The following is a 20,838-nucleotide window of genomic DNA, read 5'->3' as shown; positions in this document are numbered from 1 at the left end:
GCCTGATTTGTTCTTGAGGGAAGACTATGATGCGCAAAATGCTGCTGGCGGCAGCACTTTCAGTGACGGCAATGACCGCTCACGCCGACTACCAGTGCAGCGTCACGCCGCGTGACGATGTGATTGTCAGCCCGCAAACCGTGCAGGTGAAGGGCGAAAACGGCAATCTGGTGATCACGCCAGACGGCAACGTGATGTATAACGGTAAGCAATATTCCCTGAATGCCGCCCAGCGCGAGCAGGCGAAGGATTATCAGGCTGAACTACGTAGCACGCTGCCGTGGATTGATGAAGGCGCGAAAAGCCGCGTCGAGAAAGCCCGTATTGCGCTGGATAAAATTATCGTTCAGGAGATGGGCGACAGCAGCAAAATGCGCAGCCGTCTGACCAAACTTGATGCGCAGCTTAAAGAGCAGATGAATCGCATTATCGAAACGCGCAGCGATGGCCTGACGTTCCACTATAAAGCCATTGATCAGGTTCGCGCCGAAGGCCAGCAACTAGTGAATCAGGCAATGGGCGGAATTTTACAGGACAGCATTAATGAAATGGGCGCGAAAGCGGTGCTGAAAAGCGGCGGTAACCCATTACAGAATGTGCTGGGAAGCTTGGGCGGTCTGCAATCCTCAATCCAAACCGAGTGGAAAAAGCAGGAAAAAGATTTCCAGCAGTTTGGCAAAGATGTTTGTAGCCGCGTTGTGACTCTGGAAGATAGCCGCAAAGCCCTGGTCGGGAATTTAAAATAATCCTCTATTTTAAGACGGCATAATACTTTTTTATGCCGTTTAATTCTTCGTTTTGTTACCTGCCTCTAACTTTGTAGATCTCCAAAATATATTCACGTTGTAAATTGTTTAACGTCAAATTTCCCATACAAAGCTAAGGGATAATGCGTAGCGTTCACGTAACTGGAGGAATGAAATGGAGTTTTTCAAAAAGACGGCACTTGCCGCACTGGTTATGGGTTTTAGTGGTGCAGCATTGGCATTACCCAATATCACCATTTTAGCAACCGGCGGGACCATTGCCGGTGGTGGTGACTCCGCAACCAAATCTAACTACACAGCGGGTAAAGTTGGCGTAGAAAATCTGGTTAATGCGGTGCCGCAACTAAAAGACATTGCGAACGTTAAAGGCGAGCAGGTAGTGAATATCGGCTCCCAGGACATGAACGATAATGTCTGGCTGACACTGGCGAAAAAAATTAACACCGACTGCGATAAAACCGACGGCTTCGTCATTACCCACGGTACCGACACGATGGAAGAAACTGCTTACTTCCTCGACCTGACGGTGAAATGCGACAAACCGGTGGTGATGGTCGGCGCAATGCGCCCGTCCACGTCCATGAGCGCAGACGGTCCATTCAACCTGTATAACGCGGTAGTGACCGCAGCTGATAAAGCCTCCGCTAATCGTGGCGTGCTGGTGGTGATGAACGACACCGTACTGGACGGTCGCGATGTCACCAAAACCAACACCACCGACGTAACGACCTTCAAGTCTGTTAACTACGGTCCTCTGGGATACATTCACAACGGTAAGATTGACTACCAACGTACCCCGGCACGTAAGCACACCAGCGATACGCCATTCGATGTCTCTAAGCTGAATGAGCTGCCGAAAGTCGGCATCGTTTATAACTACGCTAACGCATCCGATCTTCCGGCTAAAGCACTGGTAGATGCGGGCTATGATGGCATCGTTAGCGCTGGTGTGGGTAATGGTAACCTGTATAAATCCGTGTTCGACACCCTGGCAACCGCCGCGAAAAACGGCACTGCAGTAGTGCGTTCTTCCCGCGTACCGACGGGTGCTACCACTCAGGATGCTGAAGTGGATGATGCGAAATACGGCTTCGTCGCCTCTGGCACGCTGAACCCGCAAAAAGCGCGCGTCCTGCTGCAGCTGGCTCTGACGCAAACCAAAGATCCGCAGCAGATCCAGCAGATTTTCAATCAGTACTAATCACCTCGTCCCGGCATCGTGCCGGGGCTTTTTCACTTCAGACTTACGTCCATTGCCAATTTTCATTACCCTAATGATAATCACCGGAATAAATTATTCCGCGCGAGGGTTTTCGGGTGAAAAAGCAATGGATTGTTGGCACGGCGCTGCTTATGTTGATGACTGGTAATGCCTGGGCAGATGGCGAACCGCCAACTGAAAATATCTTAAAAGATCAATTCAAAAAGCAGTATCACGGCATTCTCAAGCTTGATGCCATCAGCTTAAAAAATCTTGATGCTAAGGGTAATCAGGCCACCTGGTCAGCGGAAGGCGATGTCTCTTCCAGTGACGATCTCTATACCTGGGTCGGTCAGTTGGCAGATTACGAACTGCTCGAACAGACTTGGACGAAAGATAAACCGGTAAAATTCTCGGCGATGTTAACCAGTAAAGGAACGCCCGCGTCTGGCTGGTCGGTGAACTTTTACTCTTTTCAGGCGGCAGCCAGCGATCGTGGGCGGGTGGTCGACGATATCAAAACGAATAATAAATATCTGATCGTGAATAGCGAAGATTTCAATTATCGCTTTAGTCAGCTTGAATCTGCGTTGAATACCCAGAAGAACTCGATTCCTGCGCTGGAAAAGGAAGTGAAAGCGCTTGATAAGCAAATGGTGGCGGCGCAGAAAGCAGCGGATGCATATTGGGGAAAAGATGCAAACGGTAAGCAAATGACCCGCGAAGAAGCCTTTAAAAAAATTCACCAACAGCGTGATGAGTTTAATAAACAGAACGATAGCGAGGCGTTCGCGGTTAAATATGACAAAGAGGTTTATCAACCGGCGATTGCGGCATGTCATAAACAGAGTGAAGAGTGTTATGAAGTGCCGATTCAGCAGAAACGAGATTTCGATATCAACGAACAACGGCGACAGACTTTTCTGCAATCACAAAAACTCAGCCGTAAATTGCAGGATGACTGGGTAACGCTCGAAAAAGGGCAATATCCGTTAACGATGAAAGTTTCAGAAATAAACAGTAAAAAAGTCGCGATTTTGATGAAAATTGACGATATCAACCAAGCTAATGAACGCTGGAAAAAAGATACCGAACAACTGCGGCGCAATGGGGTGATTAAGTAACTCATGTTAAGTGCCTTTGCCGGATAATATAAAAAGTTATCCGGCAAATTATTTTTTACATTAGCCCTAGTAGCTGTGGAATGAACAAGGATATTTGCGGAATGTAAGTGATCATCATCAACGCTACTAGCAATGCAGCATAAAATGGCAGCAATGGTTTGATTAAATGTTGAATCTTCACACCCGAGATAGAACAACCAACAAATAGCGCACTACCCACCGGCGGTGTTAACAGCCCAATACAAAGGTTGGCCACCATCATAATACCGAAATGTACTGGGTCCATTCCCAGCTCTTGTGCAATCGGCAAGAAGATCGGTGTAAAGATTAGTACAGCCGGTGTCATGTCCATAAAGATGCCGACAATTAATAAGACGATATTAATCAGCAGCAATATGATCAGTGGGTTATCAGAAATCCCCATCAATGCGTCGCTGATCATATAAGGAATATCAGCATTAGTCATTGCCCAGGACATGCCCACGGAAAAACCGATCAACAGTAATACAATCGAAGTGGTAACAACCGACTCCAGAATCAGTTTGGGTAAATGGCGCCATTTTACTTCCCGGTAAATCAGCACCGAGAGAATAAATGTGTAGACAACGGCAATTGCTGACGCTTCAGTTGCGGTAAAAATGCCGCCCAGAATGCCGCCCATCACAATGAACACCAGAAGCAAACTTGGTAAGGCATCCAGAAACGCTTTACAGGCCTGAGCAAAGGTTGCTCTTTCTGAAAGCGGGTAGCCACGGCGTTTAGCAATAATGCCGCAGACTATCATTACCGCAAGACCCATTAAGATCCCTGGCAAATATCCCGCCATAAACAGCGATGCTACAGAAACGCCGCCAGCTGTCAGGGAAAACACAATTAACACGTTTGAGGGCGGTATCAGTAATCCAGTAATACAAGATGAGACGTTTACAGCGGTAGAAAATGCCGGATCATAACCTTCTTTGGTCTGAATGGGATTCAGTGTGCCACCAACGGCAGCAGCTGCCGCAACGGCTGAACCAGAAATGGAACCAAACATCATATTCGCCAGGACGTTCACATGACCAAGCGAACTAGGAACGCGGCCAACCATTACCTGGGCGAGGTTAATCAAACGTATCGCAATACCGCCGCTGTTCATCAGTGTTCCGGCAAAGATGAAAAAGGGGATTGCCAACAGGGCAAAGTTATCCAGTCCATTAGCCAGTCGTTGCGAAACAGTGATTGCCGCGATATCCCAGGGAAACATCAAAAGCATTGACGCTACAGTGGCAATACCGATTGAGAACGAAATGGGCACACCAATAAAGACCAGCACAAAAAAACAGCCAAACAGTGTAATCGCGATATAACTATCCATTAACTGGCCTCCTGCGCAGGTTGTTTCAGTTGTTGAATGCTTTGATTAATAAAACACAAGGCATAAAACATCATTACCACTCCACTTAATGGCAGAATGATATATACGTATCCCATCGGTATTTGCATAGCGGCAGATACCTGTGATGTTGCCAGTGTTTTATCAATTAATTTCAGGCCACCAGTCACAATGACCGAACCGGCAAAACCTAAAATGAGAACGTTAATGACTATACTAAGAAGTAATTGTTTGCGCTTATTCAGGGCGAGAGCAAATAAATCAATAGAGAGATGTCGCTGCGCGCTGACGGTATATGCAGCACCTAATAATCCTACCCAGATCATCAAAAAGCGTGCCAGCTCATCGGTTAATGTACTTGGCTGGTTAAGTACGTAGCGGCTAAATACTTGCCAGACTACGCATACAACCAGAGCAAGCATTACGGCGACAGAAAACGCGGCAATGACGCGGTCTACCGCAAGTTTCAGGCGGTTAAATATCATTGTAAGCATCCTGGAAAATCAGGGCCAGAGGCTGGCCCGGAATATTATTGAGCAGCGTTGTCGAATTTCTCTAACAAAGCAGCTTGTTTTGGATCTTTTTTGAAGTCGTCAAACAGAGGTTGCACGGCTTTACGGAATGGCGCTTTATCCACTTTTACAATTTCCCCCCCCATAGCTTTCGCCTGAGCACGTGTGTCAGCGTCAATTTTTTCCCACAATTTTTGTTGATAAGCTTCGGATTTCTTCGCCGCTGTTTCGAGGATTTGTTGCTGTTCTGGGGTTAATTTATTCCATGTTTTGATGGAGATAACCAAAAAGTCAGGAATTGAGGCGTGTTCATCTTCAGAAAAAACTTTGGCAATTTCAATATGTCGAGTCTGCACCCAGGAAGGCACGTTATTTTCTGCGCCATCTACTACACCTTGCTGCATCGCAGTATAAACTTCGCCAAATGAAATTGGAGTGGGTGAACCACCCATCAGTTCAATCATTTTGATGGTGGTCGGACTTGGCTGAACACGAATTTTCAGTCCTTTAAGATCTTCTGGCTTTGTAATCGGTTTTTTCGCATAGAAACTGCGAGTACCCGCTACATAAGCTGATAAAGCAAAAAAGCCTTTGTCTTTTGTTGAGTCCATAATTTCTTTACCAACTTCACCAAAAACAACTTAATAAGAACGGCAAATTATAGATAGCATAAATATTATCAAAAGACTCCAGATCACTGGCGGAACCTTTGGTCATATCCAGTGCGCCATTTTGCAACAATTCCATAGTTTCTCGCGCATTACCCATCTGGCTGCTGGGATAAATACGGATCACCATATTACCTTTTGACAGCTGTTTTACCTCTTTCGCCAGCTCTTCAAAACTCTGATGTACAACATGACTTCTTTCCAGGTTGTGTGCTAACTTTAACGTCACTTTTTCTGCGGCGTTTACGCCAGTGCTAACCAGAGCCAGCAAGGATGCGCAGACTAATGAGCGGGTAAATGACCTCATTTTCATAAAAAAACTCCCTGTTGAAGGATGGAAATTAGTTGATATCTAATTGTGCTTATCAGTGCTTTGTGCGACAAATTGGTTAACCTGTCTGACAACTTGTCTATGTTTATCACAACTTGAAATAAAGTCAGAAATTAAATATTAAATTTGTGCGCCAGGTTGTACATATTTATAATCAATGAATGATTAGTAAATATTCACTAAATATATATAATAAATGTCGTCGATATTTATTCAGTAAGAAATATATTTCTGCCGAGGTTAATTAACGGGGGGGATAAAAGAAGTGATTAATGCGCCCGCAGGCGCATTAATGATTACTCAGCGAGGAATAATTCAAGAAGTGAGTTTAAGAATAATTTACCATGTTCCGTTATCTGCCAGTAATCCGCACATTCGGTGAGATAACCCTGGGCAATCGCCTCGTCTAACTGTGGGCGAATCACATCTTCGCAAAGCCCGGTATACGCAATAAACTCCACGCGCGGCGCGGCCTCCAGCAGACGGAAGCGATTCATAAAGAACTCAAACGGCTTATCTGCGGCTTCGACATCACGCTGGCTTTCCAGATACCTTCCTTGCATAAAACCACGAGGATGACGCGTTTTAGTGGTACGCAGAATGCGCCCATCCGGGAAGGTCACTTTGCCGTGCGCGCCGCAGCCAATACCGATGTAGTCACCAAAGCGCCAGTAGTTGAGATTGTGCTGGCACTGATAACCGGGTTTGGCGTAAGCGGAAGTTTCATATTGCTGATAACCCGCTGCGGTTAATAACTGATGCCCCTGTTCGAAAATATCCCACAGCGCGTCATCGTCCGGCAGCACCGGCGGTCGCGAGCCAAACAGCGTATTAGGTTCGATGGTCAGTTGATACCAGGAAAGATGCGGCGGATTCAGTTCAATGGCCTGGCGTAGATCGCCAAGCGCCTCTTCCAGTGATTGATCCGGTAGTCCATGCATCAAATCAAGGTTAAAGCTACGTAACCCTAAACCGCTCGCCAGCTTTGCCGCTCGTTTCGCTTCTTGCGGGCCATGAATACGCCCAAGTCGTTTCAGCTTTTCTTCGCTAAAACTCTGCACACCAATAGAGATACGGTTTACACCAGCACGCTGATAATCGACAAAGCGATCCGCTTCTACCGTGCCTGGGTTCGCTTCCATAGTAATTTCTGCATCCGCTGCCAGCGGCAAACGCGCACGCACGCCGTCTAGCAGCGTTTGCATCGCCGGGCCGGAAAGCAGGCTCGGCGTACCACCGCCAATAAAGATTGTCTTTACTTCACGGCCCTGAGCGTAAGCCACATCATTGTCCAGATCGCAAAGCAGATGCTGAACATAATCGTCGTGCGGCACTTCTCCTTTCAACGCGTGAGAGTTGAAATCGCAGTACGGGCATTTCTGCACGCACCACGGGATGTGAATGTAGAGACTCAGCGGCGGTAATTTAACCATTACGTAAAGCGTCCAGCAGCAGTTTCAACGCCTGACCACGGTGGGAAATGGCGCTCTTTTCTTCGCGGGTCAGTTCGGCGGCGGTTTTCCCTTCGGAAGGTACGAAGAAGATTGGATCATAACCAAAGCCACCAGTGCCCGCTGGTTCGCGAGTAATCACGCCCGGCCAGCTGCCGTGGCATACCAGCGGAGTCGGATCTTCCGCGTGACGCAGATATACCAGCACGCAGTGGAAACGCGCCTGACGTTGGTCGTCCGGTACGTCTTTCAGTGTTTCCAACAGTTTTTGCAGATTCTTTTGATCGGTCGCGTCTTCACCGGAATAACGCGCGGAGTAAATACCCGGCGCGCCACCCAGCGCATCTACCGCCAGACCAGAGTCGTCGGCAATTGCCGGTAAACCGGTCACTTTTGCCGCATGGCGCGCTTTCAGAATCGCGTTTTCGATAAAGGTTAGGCCGGTTTCTTCAGCGGAATCAACGCCGAGGTCTGTTTGGGCCACGATATCAAGACCAAAGTCGCTAAGCAGCGACGCCAGCTCACGCACTTTACCGGCATTGCCGGTTGCGAGGACAACTTTTTGCATAGGATACCTAATTAATTAACGCCGCGATTTCTGGCGGGATTTGTTGCGGATTAATGATTTTAATTTGTTTGTGGCGGCCAAGTTCGCCTTTTTCAATCACCACCTGGCTTTTGGCAACCCGGAATTGCTTACCGAGAAACTTCACCAGATGACTGTTGGCCTGGCCGTCAACCGGCGGCGCGGTAATGGCGACTTTAACTTCGTCGCCATGTAAACCGACAATAGAATCACGGCTGGCTTTCGGCTGAATATAGAGCCGTAAAACCAGACCGTCATCATTAACTGTTACGGCACTCATAACGCCATCCACAGCCCCGGCAGCAGCATGTTTCCGGTTGCCTGTAATACTTCTGCGACACCCATATTGATGACATACAGCAGCAGAACGAGGATCATCGGCGAGAAATCAATCCCACCCATTGCCGGTAGCAAGCGGCGAATCGGGCGCAGCAGCGGATCGGCCAGCTGAATCAGCACGTATTCAATCGGGCTACGACCCTGGCTTACCCAGCTCATAATCGCCATCACCAGCAGGACCCAGAAAATCAGCAAGCCGATGGTTTTCAGCAGAATCAGTAAACCGGCAATCCAGATGATTGGCAGGAAGGTCACCACTTCAAACAGCACAATGGCTTTGATAAAACTGAGAATATAGGCAACCAGCAGCGAGGCGCTGTCAATGGGACCCATTGCCGGAATAACGCGGCGCAGTGGCCCGATAATTGGCTGCGCTACCTTCACTACAAACTGTGAGAAGGGGTTGTAAAAATCACAATGAGCCCACTGCATCCAGATGCGTAATAACAGCACCATGGTATACAGCTCAATGACCGTTGAAAGCAGGAAAGTCAACGTATTCATGGCGTTCCTTTAATTCCTTATTTTTTAGAGTAATCACGCGCACCAAAAATTGCAGTGCCGATACGAACCATCGTGCTACCTGCCGCAATGGCGGCTTCCATATCGTCCGACATTCCCAGAGAGAGCGTGTCGATATGCGGGTAGCGCGTTTTCAGTACGGCAAATGCTACAGCCATTTGGCGTGCAACTTCAAACTGCCTTACATATTCTGACTCAGGCGCAGGGATTGCCATCAGCCCGCGCAGACGTAAACGCGGTAGTTCAGCGACCGCCGCTGCCAGCTCGTCCAGTTCTGCCAGTTGAATCCCGGACTTACTGTTTTCATCACTAATATTAATTTGAATCAGTACGTTAAGAGGGGGAAGTTCTGCCGGGCGCTGATCGTTGAGGCGGGTAGCAATGCGCAAACGGTCGATGGTATGACACCAGTCGAAATGCTCTGCCACTAGGCGGCTTTTATTAGACTGCAACGGGCCAATAAAATGCCATTCTAATCCTGTTACGCCCAGTTCCTGAAAGTGGCGAATTTTATCTACCCCTTCCTGAACGTAGTTTTCACCAAATTGACGCTGCCCGGCATCAATGGCTTCTGCGATGGCGCTCGCAGGTTTTGTTTTACTGACTGCAAGCAGCGTAATTTCTTCTGGAGAACGGCCGCAACGCGTTGCAGCCGCTGAGATTTTGTCCCGGACCTGTGCCAGGTTATGCGCAATATCGTTCATTTTCCGAGGATCTTAGTATGAATATGGAAGAAATTGTGGCCCTTAGTGTAAAGCATAACGTCTCGGATCTACACCTGTGCAGCGCCTGGCCCGCACGATGGCGCATTCGTGGCAGAATGGAAGCTGCGCCGTTTGATGCGCCGGACGTCGAAGAGCTACTGCGGGAGTGGCTGGATGACGATCAGCGGGCAATATTGCTGGAAAATGGCCAGCTGGATTTTGCCGTGTCGCTGGCGGAAAACCAGCGGTTGCGTGGCAGTGCGTTCGCGCAACGGCAAGGTATTTCTCTGGCATTACGGTTGTTACCTTCGCACTGTCCACAGCTCGAACAGCTTGGTGCGCCACCGGTATTGCCGGAATTACTCAAGAGCGAGAATGGCCTGATTCTGGTGACGGGGGCTACGGGGAGTGGCAAATCTACCACGCTGGCGGCGATGGTTGGCTATCTTAATCAACATGCCGATGCGCATATTCTGACGCTGGAAGATCCTGTGGAATATCTCTATGCCAGCCAGCGATGTTTGATCCAGCAGCGGGAAATTGGTTTGCACTGTATGACGTTCGCATCGGGGTTGCGGGCTGCATTGCGGGAAGATCCTGATGTGATTTTGCTCGGAGAGCTACGTGACAGTGAGACAATCCGTCTGGCGCTGACGGCGGCAGAAACCGGGCATCTGGTGCTGGCAACCTTACATACACGTGGTGCCGCGCAGGCAGTTGAGCGACTGGTGGATTCATTTCCGGCGCAGGAAAAAGATCCCGTACGTAATCAACTTGCGGGTAGTTTACGGGCAGTGCTGTCACAAAAGCTGGAAGTGGATAAACAGGAAGGACGCGTGGCGCTGTTTGAATTACTGATTAACACTCCCGCGGTGGGGAATTTGATTCGCGAAGGGAAAACCCACCAGTTACCGCATGTTATTCAAACCGGGCAGCAGGTGGGGATGTTAACGTTTCAGCAGAGTTATCAGCAGCGGGTGGGGGAAGGGCGTTTGTGACGTTGCCATGCCCGATGCGCAAGTTTATAGGGCCTATAAAGGCAATAAATGTCTGATGCGACGCTAACGCGTCTTATCAGACCTACAGCCGCTGCCAGATGTGTGCTGGATAAGGCGTTCACGCCGCATCCGGCAAGATGGCGGTAACGACTATCCGCCAGGCTTTTAGATCGCCTTAATATCCCTGCTCGAAATAGCTTTCGAGAATAATAACCGCAGAGGCAGAGTCAACTTTGCCTTTGTTGAGCGCCCGATAGCCGCCCTGTTCAAAAAGACCGGAACGGGCTTCCACAGTGCTAAGACGCTCGTCATGGAGCTTTACTTCAACACCGAAACGACCATGAATACGGTTGGCAAATTTGCGCGCTCTGGCGGTTAACGGCTGTTCGGTGCCGTCCATATTCAGCGGCAAACCGACGATGATTTCGTCAGGCTGCCACTCTTTCAGTAAACGTTCGATGAGGTTCCAGTCCGGCGTACCGTCCTGCGCTTTAATTGCAGGCAAAGGGCGAGCGGTGCCGGTAATGCGTTGGCCGACCGCTACGCCAATGCTTTTGGTGCCGAAGTCGAAGGCGAGTAAGGTTCCACTCATCAGGCGTGTCCTGCCACACCAGGCATGGTGAGAATATCCACACCAATCAGTTTTGCCGCCTCGCGCCAGCGGTCGGCAATCGGCGTTTTGAACAGAATATTCAGATCCGCCGGGGCCGTTAGCCACGCGTTATCGAGAATTTCTTGTTCCAGTTGACCTTTTTCCCAGGAGGCATAGCCCAGAGCCACCAATACGTCAGACGGTTGTTTATCGGTGCCGAGCGTTTCCAGCACATCGCGGGAAGTGGTCATCACCGTGTTGTCTGAAATGCGAATGCTGGAAGCAAAATTGGAGGGCGGAGTATGCAAAATAAACCCGCGATCTTCAGCCAGTGGGCCGCCGAGCATAACCGGTTTATCCAGACGGATTGATTCATCACGCGGCTCCGGCGTGATCTTCAGCTTTTCCAGAATCCCTTCAATTTTGAGATTTTCCAGCGGCTTGTTGACGATGATCCCCATTGCACCATTGGTATTATGTTCGCAAATGTAGACCACGGAACGACGGAAAATCGGATCCTGGAGAGCAGGCATGGCAATAAGAAAGTGATGCTGTAAATTCATTGTCAGAGGTTCTGTTTCCTAGTTCAAAAAAGCAACAGCGCCCAGTATGCGTGGAAAGAAGGGCGCTGTCACTCAGAGTCTCAACGAGATCCTTCTCGCTAAGGTGGGTTACTGCTGCTGTAAACGTGCTTCGATGGCATCCATTAACATTCCGGTGATCGACACCGGAAACTCTGCTTCAATCTCACGAATACAGGTTGGGCTGGTGACGTTAATTTCAGTCAGACGGTCGCCGATGATATCCAGACCAACAAAAATCAGCCCTTTTTCTTTCAGCGTCGGCCCGATCTGACTGGCGATTTTCCAGTCACTTTCCGTCAGCGGACGAGGTTCACCGCGACCACCGGCAGCCAGATTGCCACGGGTTTCGCCCCCCTGCGGAATACGCGCTAGGCAGTACGGTACCGGCTCGCCATCCACCACCAGCACGCGTTTGTCGCCATCTTTAATGGCTGGCAGGTAATTTTGCGCCATGCAGTAGCGAGTGCCATGCTCAGTCAGGGTTTCGGCAATCACGCCGAGGTTTGGATCGCCTTCTTTCACGCGGAAAATCGACGCGCCGCCCATACCGTCCAGCGGCTTAAGAATGATGTCGCTGTGTTTCTCCCAGAACGCTTTTAGCTGCGCTTTATTGCGCGTAACCAGCGTTTCTGGCGTTAAGTCAGAGAACCAGGCGGTAAACAGTTTCTCGTTACAGTCGCGCAGGCTCTGCGGCTTGTTAACGATCAGCGTCCCTTTCTCTTCGGCACGTTCCAGAATATAGGTCGCGTAGATAAACTCGGTATCAAACGGCGGGTCTTTACGCATCAGGATCACATCGAGATCGGCCAGCGGCAGATCCTGTTCACCGACGAACGAAAACCACTCTTCGTAGTTCTGCTTCACGTTCAGCGTGCGGGTATGGGCGCGGGCTTCGCCATTGATCAGATACAGATCGCCCATCTCCATATAGTGAAGTTCGTAACCACGACGCTGTGCTTCCAGCAACATAGCGAAACTGGAATCTTTCTTGATGTTGATGTTTGCGATGGGGTCCATCACGATGCCGAGCTTGATCATTATTCTTCTCCGTTAGCCCAAATCGCCAAATCGTACTTGTAGCGCGGTAATGGCGGTGAGCGCAGTTGTCTCTGTACGCAAAACGCGAGGTCCCAACAGGATATCAGTAAATTGATAGCGGGCAGTCATGGCAATTTCATCTGCCGATAAACCGCCTTCCGGGCCAATCAGCAGGCGGACGCGTTCAACCGGTAAAGGCAACGTATTGATGCTGTTACTGGCGCGCGGGTGAAGATTCAGTTTCAGTCCTTCATCCTGCTCTGCACACCAGGCTTCCAGATCCATCGCTGGACGGATTTCCGGCACCCGGTTACGACCACACTGCTCACAGGCAGCAATTGCAATCTTCTGCCACTGCTGAAGCTTCTTGTTCAGACGTTCACTATCCAGTTTAACGCCGCAGCGCTCAGAAAAAAGTGGCGTAATGATGCTTACACCGAGTTCGATCGATTTCTGGATAGTAAATTCCATTTTTTCACCACGCGACATCACCTGACCGAGGTGAATATGCAGCGGAGATTCGCGATCGTCGATCTGGCCTTCCAGCACCTTCACTTCCACGCTTTTTTTGCTGGCGCTGGTAATTTCGGCGTCAAAGACCTGGTTGCTACCGTCAAACAATTGCAACGCCTGCCCCGGCCCCATGCGCAGTACGCGCCCGATATGGTTGGCGGCATCTTCGCAAAGCGCGATGTGAGAATGGCTGGTCAGTGGTTCAGGATGATAAATGCGGGGGATACGCATAGTTAAAAATCCGCGTCGTCTCCCCACGCGGTTGTACGCGTGGGGTAGGGGTTAACAAAAAGAATCCCGCTAGTGTAGGTTAGCTCTTTCGCGCCTGGCAAGCGCGTTGCACATACGGGTTATGATTGCCCTGCACCTTCGCGATGCGTTCATCGCGCTCGCACTCCCAGTCGGTAACCGGATACATCTTGTTCCATGCGTTGAACAGCTGCGTTTGCTGGCGAGAGAGTGTCAGGTTGTATTGGTCGCGCATATAGAAGTAGGTGCGCGCAATGGCACCGCGTGCACGCGCTGGTGGTTCGGCAGCTTTTTCTTTGAAATCGACCTTCATGGCGCATTGACCGTACTGGCCTTCGCCGCCATTCCACTGGCTGTACATAAAATTGCCGCGATCGCCATTCACCTCGCCGACTGACGGCTGCAGGTTATGCATATCGCTTTCCATCTTGCGATAGACCGGATCTTTAGCGCAGTTTTTACGTCCACCGTCCTGCCAGCACTGGCGCTGGTGACCGAATTGCCAGGCGGGAACGACGTGTTCCCACTCTACGCGGCTGGCGCGGTTTTCATTTTTGCGCACCTGATAGCCGCACGATTGCAGATCAACAACGCCTTTTTTGCCCTGCCAGTTAATTTTACATCCGCAATAAAACGTACCGGGCGCATCAGCGTGGACTTTTACCGCCGCGGCTTTCGCCTGAGAAAAACTATTGATACCTTCGGCCAACGTCGGGCCGGAAAATGCTGCGCTCAGTACCACCGCAGCAATAGACAAATAACGGTACATCACTTACTCCGTGTTAAAACGAGCCAGCAACGTAGCGAAAGTTGTTTCGGTATGCAATCAGCCAGATCAGGAAAGTTCCTGATAGTTCAGGTGGTTATTTCGCAACCAGCTGTTCACCGCAGTGAACACAGCGATAGATGGCCTCGCCACGAACTACGCGATTATGGCGGCGTACGGTAAGCTGATGTTCCTGGCACTTACAGCGGTAGGGGAAGGTGTTGCGACGCACGGATTGCAGTTCGAACTGATGCGTACGACGGGCGGGAACGCCCAGCACGCTTTCCATCATCCACTTCCACTCTTTGCCATGTGGCGCTACGCGGCCGAAATGTTTCCATACCAGCAAATGTGCCAGTTCGTGCGGTACCACTTCTTCAATAAAAGCTTCACTGTTTTCCAACAGCAAAACGGGATTGAGGCGGATTTCATAGCTTTCCAGCCAGGCTGTTCCGGCGGAGGTTCCGCGCTGGGTGTAAGAGAGTTTTGGCTCCGGGTAGTTACGCCCTAGCTTCAGGTTGGCCTGGGCGAGTTTTTCCCGCAGGCGGCGCATAACGGCCTGTTGGATGGCGATAGGGAGACGGGATGTTTTCATAGCGGCAGAGGATAGAGCGAAGAAAAGATGACTGCAAGAGGCGGCTTCCTCCGCGACGGGAGGAAGCCTGAGGAGATTAATCGTGAGCGCCGATTTCGCGCAGTTTACGACCTTTCATCAGATTACGTTCAATATGTTCCAGCGAAACGTGTTTGGTTTCCGGTACCAGCCACAATGTCAGCAGGATAAACAGTACGTTCAGAGCCGCATACACCCAGAAGGTGTTGGCGTTACCCAGCGTGTTGAGCATGGTCAGGAACGTTGCGCCAACGATCATGTTAGCAATCCAGTTGGTGGCGGTGGAGCAGGTGATGCCAAAATCGCGGCCTTTCAGCGGCTGAATTTCGGAGCACAGTACCCAAATCAGCGGACCGGCACTCATGGCAAAACCGACAATAAACATCAGCAGCATGGCGATGGCGAAATACTGCGCCGACGGAGAGTGGATACCGATATGCATCATTGTACCGAGTACGCCCATGCCAGCAGCCATCACCAGGAAGCCCAGCGTTAGCGTTGGTTTACGTCCCCAGCGGTCAACAAGGCCGATTGCGATAAAGGTGGCAAGTACGTTGGTCAGGCCGACAATCACTGTCCCCCACATTTGCTCGGTGGTGTTGGTATAACCCGCCAGTTCGAAGATTTTCGGCGCGTAATACATGATGACGTTCATCCCGGTGAATTGCTGCATTACCTGTAACAGTACGCCAAGGAACACCGCGCGGCGGAAGTTGCTATTCTCTTTAAACAGCGCCCAGCCACTCTGTTTAACCTGCAAACTTTCACGGATTTCATCCAGTTCGCGTTTCGCTTCCGCGCTGGTGTCACGCAGGCGTAGCAGCACGCGTTCGGCATCAACAAAACGGCGTTTGGCGGCAAACCAACGTGGGCTGTCTGGCAGGAAGAAGACACCAATCAGCAGCAAAATTGCCGGGATGATAATCACACCCAGCATCCAGCGCCATGCACCGGTGTAGCTGAAGGCGGTATCAGAAAGATAAGCACCGAGGATCCCGATAGTGATCATCAACTGATACATCGAGATCATACTGCCGCGAATTTTTTCCGGCGCAATTTCTGACAGGTACAGTGGTGCGGTATAAGAGGCCACACCCACCGCCAGCCCCAGCAGAACGCGCGAAAGAATCAGTACTTCAACGTTTGGCGCAGCCGCAGAGAACAGTGAACCGGCAACAAACAGGATTGCGCCGATCATCAGGCTCTTTTTGCGCCCGAGTTTAAAGGAGAGCCAGCCGATGCCCACCGCACCGACTGCCGCACCGAACATCATGGAGCTTACGACCCATTCTTGCGTGTGCGAAGTTATCTGGAATTCATCTGCAATAAACGGCAGTGCGCCAGCAATTACACCGATATCCAGGCCAAAGAGTAATCCCGCCAAAGCGGCAAGGAAGCAGACGAAAAACGTCATTGCCTTGTTTGACCGCCCCTGTTTTTTAGCGTCAGGCATGATGCCCTCCAATATGGTTATTTTTTATTGTGAATTAAGATAGGTGAGTACGACGTAAAAAGATGTGAAGCAAATCACATCAGTGTAATCGCTTACACTAACATTTATCTTAGTTATGATTTAAGTGCATGAAAATAATTGAGTTATATCATCATAGATTAAACGCTGTCATCTGCAATTAAGACTTTACTGAAAAGAAATGTAACAACTGTGAAAGCTGAATAATAATATGAAAATATTACAAATATTTTGCTGGTGTGGTTGGTGTAATCGGTTTCAGTTGTGATGGTAATTTGCCGTGAAACGTGATCAGGAAGAATGATGTTATTGTGCGGGCAGTTTTTTTGCCGGATGCGGCGTGAACGCCTATCCACCGCGGTGAGGTAAAAGAAAAAGGCCAGCGCGAGGCTGGCCTTTGAACGCAGGTGAAGAAAGATTACTTCAGACCGGCAGCATCGCGCAGCAGCTGCGCTTTGTCGGTTTTTTCCCACGGGAAATGTTCACGACCAAAGTGACCGTATGCTGCGGTTTCTTTGTAGATCGGGTGCAGCAGATCCAGCATCTGAATCAGACCGTATGGGCGCAGGTCGAAGAACTCACGTACCAGCAGAGTCAGTTGTTCAGAAGGCACTTTCTCAGTACCGAAAGTTTCTACCATGATGGAGGTCGGTTCAGCCACGCCGATTGCGTAGGAAACCTGAATTTCACAACGATCGGCCAGGCCAGCAGCAACGATGTTTTTCGCGACATAACGTGCTGCGTAGGCTGCGGAACGGTCCACTTTTGATGGATCTTTACCAGAGAATGCACCGCCACCGTGACGCGCCATGCCGCCGTAGGTATCAACGATAATTTTACGACCAGTCAGACCGCAGTCACCCATTGGGCCACCGATAACGAAACGACCGGTCGGGTTGATGAAGAATTTGGTGGCAGAAGTCAGCCATTCAGCGGGCAGAATTGGCTTGATGATCTCTTCCATTACCGCTTCTTGCAGCGATTTCTGGTCGATCTCTTCAGAGTGCTGAGTGGAAAGCACGACAGCATCAATACCAACGATTTTGCCGTCGTCATACTGGAAAGTCACCTGGCTTTTCGCGTCCGGGCGCAGCCACGGCAGAGTGCCGTTTTTACGCACTTCAGCCTGACGCTGTACCAGACGGTGTGCATAGGTGATAGGTGCTGGCATCAGCACGTCGGTTTCATTAGTTGCGTAGCCAAACATCAGACCCTGGTCACCCGCGCCCTGTTCCAGCGGATCGGCACGGTCAACGCCCTGGTTGATGTCAGGAGACTGTTTGCCGATAGCGCTCAGAACCGCACAGGAGTTAGCGTCAAAGCCCATGTCGGAATGCACATAGCCAATTTCGCGAACGGTGTTACGGGTGATCTCTTCGATGTCTACCCAGGCGCTGGTGGTGATTTCGCCGCCAACTAAAACCATGCCGGTTTTTACGTAGGTTTCGCAAGCAACGCGTGCTTTCGGATCCTGTTCGAGGATCGCGTCTAAAACGGCATCAGAGATTTGGTCAGCAATTTTGTCAGGATGCCCTTCAGAGACGGACTCGGACGTAAAAAGGTGTTTTGCCATATTTAATATCACCTAAAGAGAATTTGGTTAGCTCAAACTGTTGTGTGGATTTTCTGTGGTAGCGGATCCTACCACGACTCTGCAGGTTAAAAACACTGGCAGTCTGAGTGTTAATCGGTATGGATGGATTAACATCTGGATGGCTATTTTAGGTCAATTCTTCACCCGATTTCCACTTTTTTTTGAATCGTGTCTCATTCTGTTAAAAACGTGGCTGGAAATTTTTCCTGACAATGCCGGCATTCTGCGTATTTATCTTTTGCAATTTTCTGCCATTGTGGGGTATAAAACGCGGCGCGCGGCTTAAATAAAAAGCACACGACGTTTCTTTCGTGTTGCCACTTCCAGCCGGGTTGAAATCAGAGTTTTGGCTTGTGGGTTCGTCTTAACAGGCGGCCGTGGAGGTGATACGAAATAATGAACCGTTGTCTGCTGCTTAACCTGTCTCACCGTTCTGGTGAAGATTCGTTCCCCGCACTCTGCATCTCTGCTTTGCATACCTGCCGATGTTATACCCATCTCGGCGCTTCTCAGGATTCAAGAGCTGGTTACAGTTACTGAGGACTGAACAAGGGCGCTCTTGTAAAAACAAGAGTTTTCTCGTGGTTTCGCCGAACTGTCACACTTACGTTCGGTTATGTGCTTAATAATGTTATGAAAAAGAAACCGGTTGCGCAGTCGGAGCGTCAGCATACACTGCTGGAAAATCCATGTGCTTATGGGTTGTTATCGCAGTTCCAGGCTGCGACAGTCGTTAACTGTTTTACACTTAATAAAATAATTTGAGGTTCGCTATGTCTGACGACATGTCTATGGGTTTGCCTTCGTCAGCGGGCGAACACGGTGTACTACGCTCCATGCAGGAGGTTGCAATGAGCTCCCAGGAAGCCAGCAAGATGCTGCGTACTTACAATATTGCCTGGTGGGGCAATAACTACTATGACGTTAACGAGCTGGGCCACATCAGCGTGTGCCCGGACCCGGACGTCCCGGAAGCTCGCGTCGATCTCGCGCAGTTAGTGAAAACTCGTGAAGCACAGGGTCAGCGTCTGCCTGCACTGTTCTGTTTCCCACAGATCCTGCAGCACCGTTTGCGTTCCATTAACGCCGCGTTCAAACGTGCGAGGGAATCCTACGGCTATAACGGCGATTACTTCCTTGTTTATCCGATCAAAGTTAACCAGCACCGCCGCGTGATCGAGTCCCTGATTCATTCGGGTGAACCGCTGGGTCTGGAAGCCGGTTCCAAAGCCGAGTTGATGGCAGTGCTGGCACATGCTGGCATGACTCGTAGCGTCATCGTCTGCAACGGTTATAAAGACCGCGAATATATCCGCCTGGCATTAATTGGCGAGAAGATGGGGCACAAGGTCTATCTGGTCATTGAGAAGATGTCAGAAATCGCCATTGTGCTGGATGAAGCAGAACGTCTGAATGTCGTTCCTCGTCTGGGCGTGCGTGCACGTCTGGCTTCGCAGGGCTCGGGTAAATGGCAGTCCTCCGGCGGGGAAAAATCGAAGTTCGGCCTGGCTGCGACTCAGGTACTGCAACTGGTTGAAACCCTGCGTGAAGCCGGGCGTCTCGACAGCCTGCAACTACTGCACTTCCACCTCGGTTCGCAGATGGCGAATATTCGCGATATCGCGACAGGCGTTCGTGAATCCGCGCGTTTCTATGTGGAACTGCACAAGCTGGGCGTCAATATTCAGTGCTTCGACGTCGGCGGCGGTCTGGGCGTGGATTATGAAGGCACCCGTTCGCAGTCTGACTGCTCCGTAAACTATGGCCTCAATGAATACGCCAACAACATCATCTGGGCGATTGGCGATGCGTGTGAAGAAAATGGTCTGCCGCATCCGACGGTAATCACCGAATCGGGCCGTGCGGTGACTGCGCACCATACCGTGCTGGTGTCGAATATCATCGGCGTGGAACGTAACGAATATACGGTGCCGACCGCGCCCGCAGAAGATGCGCCGCGTGCGCTGCAAAGCATGTGGGAAACCTGGCAGGAAATGCACGAACCGGGAACTCGCCGTTCTTTGCGTGAATGGTTACACGACAGCCAGATGGATCTGCACGACATTCATATCGGCTACTCTTCCGGCACCTTTAGCCTGCAAGAACGTGCATGGGCAGAACAACTCTATCTGAGCATGTGCCATGAAGTGCAGAAGCAACTGGATCCGCAAAACCGTGCGCATCGTCCGATAATCGACGAACTGCAGGAACGTATGGCGGACAAAATGTACGTCAATTTCTCGCTGTTCCAGTCAATGCCGGACGCATGGGGGATCGACCAGTTGTTCCCGGTTCTACCGCTGGAAGGGCTGGATCAAGTGCCGGAACGTCGCGCTGTGCTGCTGGATATTACCTGTGACTCTGACGGTGCTATCGACCACTATATTGATGGTGATGGTATTGCCACGACAATGCCAATGCCGGAGTACGATCCAGAGAATCCGCCGATGCTCGGTTTCTTTATGGTCGGTGCATATCAGGAGATCCTTGGCAATATGCACAACCTGTTCGGTGATACCGAAGCAGTTGACGTGTTCGTGTTCCCTGACGGTAGCGTAGAAGTAGAACTGTCTGACGAAGGCGATACCGTGGCGGACATGCTGCAATATGTACAGCTCGATCCGAAAACGCTGTTAACCCAGTTCCGCGATCAAGTGAAGAAAACCGATCTTGATGCTGAACTGCAACAACAGTTCCTTGAAGAGTTCGAGGCAGGTTTGTACGGTTATACTTATCTTGAAGATGAATAATTAAGATTATTCCGCTGGCGGGTCGATTTATTTACGTAAATCGGCCCGCTTTCTTTTTATATATTCTTAAAAATAATCTAGCTGCTTTTC

The 20,838-nt window shown here is 50.2% G+C and carries 23 protein-coding genes and 1 pseudogene; 8 read left to right on the top strand and 16 right to left on the bottom strand.

All coding sequences use genetic code 11. From position 1 onward, the window contains the following. The first annotated feature begins 26 nt into the window (after positions 1 to 26). The 3 genes from ACUU1M_RS09825 to ACUU1M_RS09815 all read left to right on the top strand — a co-directional run bounded on the left by ACUU1M_RS09825 (position 27) and on the right by ACUU1M_RS09815 (position 3,092). A complete protein-coding gene (locus ACUU1M_RS09825; protein ID WP_000984792.1) occupies positions 27 to 746 on the top strand; it encodes a YggN family protein in 720 nt (239 codons plus the stop codon). A gap of 175 nt (positions 747 to 921) precedes the next feature. Next, positions 922 to 1,968 (top strand): L-asparaginase 2, encoded by a 1,047-nt coding sequence (ansB, locus tag ACUU1M_RS09820; RefSeq protein WP_000394136.1) that lies wholly within the window; start codon positions 922 to 924, stop codon positions 1,966 to 1,968. Positions 1,969 to 2,084: 116 nt separating this feature from the next. Next, positions 2,085 to 3,092, top strand: coding sequence for a DUF1202 family protein (locus ACUU1M_RS09815; protein WP_000745205.1), 1,008 nt, complete (start codon positions 2,085 to 2,087; stop codon positions 3,090 to 3,092). Positions 3,093 to 3,147: 55 nt separating this feature from the next. On the opposite strand, the gene ACUU1M_RS09810 is transcribed toward ACUU1M_RS09815, so the two are convergent. From ACUU1M_RS09810 to yggS, 8 genes and pseudogenes are all read right to left on the bottom strand, one after another. Then, complete coding sequence (locus tag ACUU1M_RS09810; protein ID WP_000378950.1) at positions 3,148 to 4,449, bottom strand: TRAP transporter large permease; 1,302 nt, start codon at positions 4,447 to 4,449, stop codon at positions 3,148 to 3,150. Continuing rightward, positions 4,449 to 4,952, bottom strand: coding sequence for a TRAP transporter small permease (locus tag ACUU1M_RS09805; RefSeq protein WP_000577038.1), 504 nt, complete (start codon positions 4,950 to 4,952; stop codon positions 4,449 to 4,451). The genes ACUU1M_RS09810 and ACUU1M_RS09805 overlap by 1 nt, the downstream gene beginning before the upstream one ends. Before the next feature lie 44 nt (positions 4,953 to 4,996). After that, a pseudogene (locus ACUU1M_RS09800) lies at positions 4,997 to 5,960 on the bottom strand (TRAP transporter substrate-binding protein). Between the two features lie 314 nt (positions 5,961 to 6,274). Then, positions 6,275 to 7,411, bottom strand: coding sequence for a radical SAM family heme chaperone HemW (gene hemW / locus ACUU1M_RS09795; protein WP_000239924.1), 1,137 nt, complete (start codon positions 7,409 to 7,411; stop codon positions 6,275 to 6,277). Then, a complete protein-coding gene (locus ACUU1M_RS09790) occupies positions 7,404 to 7,997 on the bottom strand; it encodes an XTP/dITP diphosphatase (protein ID WP_001174735.1) in 594 nt (197 codons plus the stop codon). The genes hemW and ACUU1M_RS09790 overlap by 8 nt, the downstream gene beginning before the upstream one ends. 7 nt (positions 7,998 to 8,004) lie before the next feature. Continuing rightward, positions 8,005 to 8,295: a DUF167 family protein YggU gene (gene yggU, locus ACUU1M_RS09785; RefSeq protein WP_001277222.1), complete on the bottom strand. Its 291-nt coding sequence runs from the start codon at positions 8,293 to 8,295 to the stop codon at positions 8,005 to 8,007. Then, positions 8,292 to 8,858: an osmotic shock tolerance protein YggT gene (gene yggT / locus ACUU1M_RS09780; RefSeq protein ID WP_001094819.1), complete on the bottom strand. Its 567-nt coding sequence runs from the start codon at positions 8,856 to 8,858 to the stop codon at positions 8,292 to 8,294. The genes yggU and yggT overlap by 4 nt, the downstream gene beginning before the upstream one ends. 17 nt (positions 8,859 to 8,875) lie before the next feature. Beyond that, complete coding sequence (gene yggS, locus ACUU1M_RS09775; RefSeq protein WP_000997796.1) at positions 8,876 to 9,580, bottom strand: pyridoxal phosphate homeostasis protein; 705 nt, start codon at positions 9,578 to 9,580, stop codon at positions 8,876 to 8,878. 17 nt (positions 9,581 to 9,597) lie between these two features. Between yggS and ACUU1M_RS09770 the strand changes: the two genes are divergently transcribed. Beyond that, positions 9,598 to 10,578: a PilT/PilU family type 4a pilus ATPase gene (locus ACUU1M_RS09770; protein WP_001055627.1), complete on the top strand. Its 981-nt coding sequence runs from the start codon at positions 9,598 to 9,600 to the stop codon at positions 10,576 to 10,578. A 175-nt stretch (positions 10,579 to 10,753) separates the two neighbouring features. Here the strand turns inward: ACUU1M_RS09770 and ruvX are convergent, their stop codons facing one another. The 8 genes from ruvX to metK all read right to left on the bottom strand — a co-directional run bounded on the left by ruvX (position 10,754) and on the right by metK (position 17,977). Then, positions 10,754 to 11,170: a Holliday junction resolvase RuvX gene (gene ruvX / locus ACUU1M_RS09765; protein WP_000017111.1), complete on the bottom strand. Its 417-nt coding sequence runs from the start codon at positions 11,168 to 11,170 to the stop codon at positions 10,754 to 10,756. Further along, positions 11,170 to 11,733, bottom strand: coding sequence for a YqgE/AlgH family protein (locus ACUU1M_RS09760; protein WP_001053178.1), 564 nt, complete (start codon positions 11,731 to 11,733; stop codon positions 11,170 to 11,172). The genes ruvX and ACUU1M_RS09760 overlap by 1 nt, the downstream gene beginning before the upstream one ends. A gap of 108 nt (positions 11,734 to 11,841) precedes the next feature. After that, a complete protein-coding gene (gene gshB / locus ACUU1M_RS09755) occupies positions 11,842 to 12,792 on the bottom strand; it encodes a glutathione synthase (RefSeq protein ID WP_000593276.1) in 951 nt (316 codons plus the stop codon). Between the two features lie 12 nt (positions 12,793 to 12,804). After that, the gene (gene rsmE / locus ACUU1M_RS09750; protein WP_152028939.1) at positions 12,805 to 13,536 is read right to left on the bottom strand and encodes a 16S rRNA (uracil(1498)-N(3))-methyltransferase; all 732 of its coding nucleotides are present in this window, start codon (positions 13,534 to 13,536) and stop codon (positions 12,805 to 12,807) included. A gap of 79 nt (positions 13,537 to 13,615) precedes the next feature. After that, positions 13,616 to 14,323: a deoxyribonuclease I gene (endA, locus tag ACUU1M_RS09745; protein ID WP_000286517.1), complete on the bottom strand. Its 708-nt coding sequence runs from the start codon at positions 14,321 to 14,323 to the stop codon at positions 13,616 to 13,618. A gap of 94 nt (positions 14,324 to 14,417) precedes the next feature. Beyond that, positions 14,418 to 14,915, bottom strand: coding sequence for a SprT family zinc-dependent metalloprotease (locus tag ACUU1M_RS09740; protein WP_005051770.1), 498 nt, complete (start codon positions 14,913 to 14,915; stop codon positions 14,418 to 14,420). A 76-nt stretch (positions 14,916 to 14,991) separates the two neighbouring features. Further along, positions 14,992 to 16,386, bottom strand: a complete 1,395-nt coding sequence (gene galP / locus ACUU1M_RS09735) for a galactose/proton symporter (RefSeq protein WP_001112298.1) — start codon at positions 16,384 to 16,386, stop codon at positions 14,992 to 14,994. Positions 16,387 to 16,822: 436 nt separating this feature from the next. Further along, positions 16,823 to 17,977, bottom strand: coding sequence for a methionine adenosyltransferase (gene metK, locus ACUU1M_RS09730; RefSeq protein WP_001062128.1), 1,155 nt, complete (start codon positions 17,975 to 17,977; stop codon positions 16,823 to 16,825). A 55-nt stretch (positions 17,978 to 18,032) separates the two neighbouring features. Here metK and yqgD point away from each other — a divergent pair, with 55 nt between their 5' ends. The 4 genes from yqgD to speA all read left to right on the top strand — a co-directional run bounded on the left by yqgD (position 18,033) and on the right by speA (position 20,748). Next, positions 18,033 to 18,284, top strand: coding sequence for a protein YqgD (yqgD, locus tag ACUU1M_RS09725; RefSeq protein WP_001303651.1), 252 nt, complete (start codon positions 18,033 to 18,035; stop codon positions 18,282 to 18,284). Positions 18,285 to 18,394: 110 nt separating this feature from the next. Then, a complete protein-coding gene (yqgG, locus tag ACUU1M_RS09720; RefSeq protein WP_001297404.1) occupies positions 18,395 to 18,538 on the top strand; it encodes a protein YqgG in 144 nt (47 codons plus the stop codon). Positions 18,539 to 18,631: 93 nt separating this feature from the next. Then, the gene (yqgB, locus tag ACUU1M_RS09715) at positions 18,632 to 18,763 is read left to right on the top strand and encodes an acid stress response protein YqgB (RefSeq protein WP_005051767.1); all 132 of its coding nucleotides are present in this window, start codon (positions 18,632 to 18,634) and stop codon (positions 18,761 to 18,763) included. An 8-nt stretch (positions 18,764 to 18,771) separates the two neighbouring features. After that, positions 18,772 to 20,748 carry a biosynthetic arginine decarboxylase gene (gene speA, locus ACUU1M_RS09710; RefSeq protein WP_001295380.1) on the top strand — a complete coding sequence of 659 codons (1,977 nt, stop codon included), beginning with the start codon at positions 18,772 to 18,774 and terminating at the stop codon, positions 20,746 to 20,748. The last annotated feature ends 90 nt before the right edge of the window (positions 20,749 to 20,838 follow it).

Source organism: Shigella sp. SIG6, from assembly GCF_053555815.1.
The sequence above is the reverse complement of the archived record's forward strand: the minus strand, read 5'-3'. Positions and strand labels throughout refer to the sequence as shown.

Coding starts and splice junctions, on each gene's coding strand:
- ACUU1M_RS09825 (WP_000984792.1), top strand. CDS start 27: ATGATGCGCAAAATGCTGCTGGCGGCAGCACTTTCAGTGACGGCAATG.
- ansB (WP_000394136.1), top strand. CDS start 922: ATGGAGTTTTTCAAAAAGACGGCACTTGCCGCACTGGTTATGGGTTTT.
- ACUU1M_RS09810 (WP_000378950.1), bottom strand. CDS start 4,449: ATGGATAGTTATATCGCGATTACACTGTTTGGCTGTTTTTTTGTGCTG.
- ACUU1M_RS09805 (WP_000577038.1), bottom strand. CDS start 4,952: ATGATATTTAACCGCCTGAAACTTGCGGTAGACCGCGTCATTGCCGCG.
- hemW (WP_000239924.1), bottom strand. CDS start 7,411: ATGGTTAAATTACCGCCGCTGAGTCTCTACATTCACATCCCGTGGTGC.
- ACUU1M_RS09790 (WP_001174735.1), bottom strand. CDS start 7,997: ATGCAAAAAGTTGTCCTCGCAACCGGCAATGCCGGTAAAGTGCGTGAG.
- yggU (WP_001277222.1), bottom strand. CDS start 8,295: ATGAGTGCCGTAACAGTTAATGATGACGGTCTGGTTTTACGGCTCTAT.
- yggT (WP_001094819.1), bottom strand. CDS start 8,858: ATGAATACGTTGACTTTCCTGCTTTCAACGGTCATTGAGCTGTATACC.
- yggS (WP_000997796.1), bottom strand. CDS start 9,580: ATGAACGATATTGCGCATAACCTGGCACAGGTCCGGGACAAAATCTCA.
- ACUU1M_RS09770 (WP_001055627.1), top strand. CDS start 9,598: ATGAATATGGAAGAAATTGTGGCCCTTAGTGTAAAGCATAACGTCTCG.
- ruvX (WP_000017111.1), bottom strand. CDS start 11,170: ATGAGTGGAACCTTACTCGCCTTCGACTTCGGCACCAAAAGCATTGGC.
- ACUU1M_RS09760 (WP_001053178.1), bottom strand. CDS start 11,733: ATGAATTTACAGCATCACTTTCTTATTGCCATGCCTGCTCTCCAGGAT.
- gshB (WP_000593276.1), bottom strand. CDS start 12,792: ATGATCAAGCTCGGCATCGTGATGGACCCCATCGCAAACATCAACATC.
- rsmE (WP_152028939.1), bottom strand. CDS start 13,536: ATGCGTATCCCCCGCATTTATCATCCTGAACCACTGACCAGCCATTCT.
- endA (WP_000286517.1), bottom strand. CDS start 14,323: ATGTACCGTTATTTGTCTATTGCTGCGGTGGTACTGAGCGCAGCATTT.
- ACUU1M_RS09740 (WP_005051770.1), bottom strand. CDS start 14,915: ATGAAAACATCCCGTCTCCCTATCGCCATCCAACAGGCCGTTATGCGC.
- galP (WP_001112298.1), bottom strand. CDS start 16,386: ATGCCTGACGCTAAAAAACAGGGGCGGTCAAACAAGGCAATGACGTTT.
- metK (WP_001062128.1), bottom strand. CDS start 17,977: ATGGCAAAACACCTTTTTACGTCCGAGTCCGTCTCTGAAGGGCATCCT.
- yqgG (WP_001297404.1), top strand. CDS start 18,395: ATGAACCGTTGTCTGCTGCTTAACCTGTCTCACCGTTCTGGTGAAGAT.
- yqgB (WP_005051767.1), top strand. CDS start 18,632: ATGAAAAAGAAACCGGTTGCGCAGTCGGAGCGTCAGCATACACTGCTG.
- speA (WP_001295380.1), top strand. CDS start 18,772: ATGTCTGACGACATGTCTATGGGTTTGCCTTCGTCAGCGGGCGAACAC.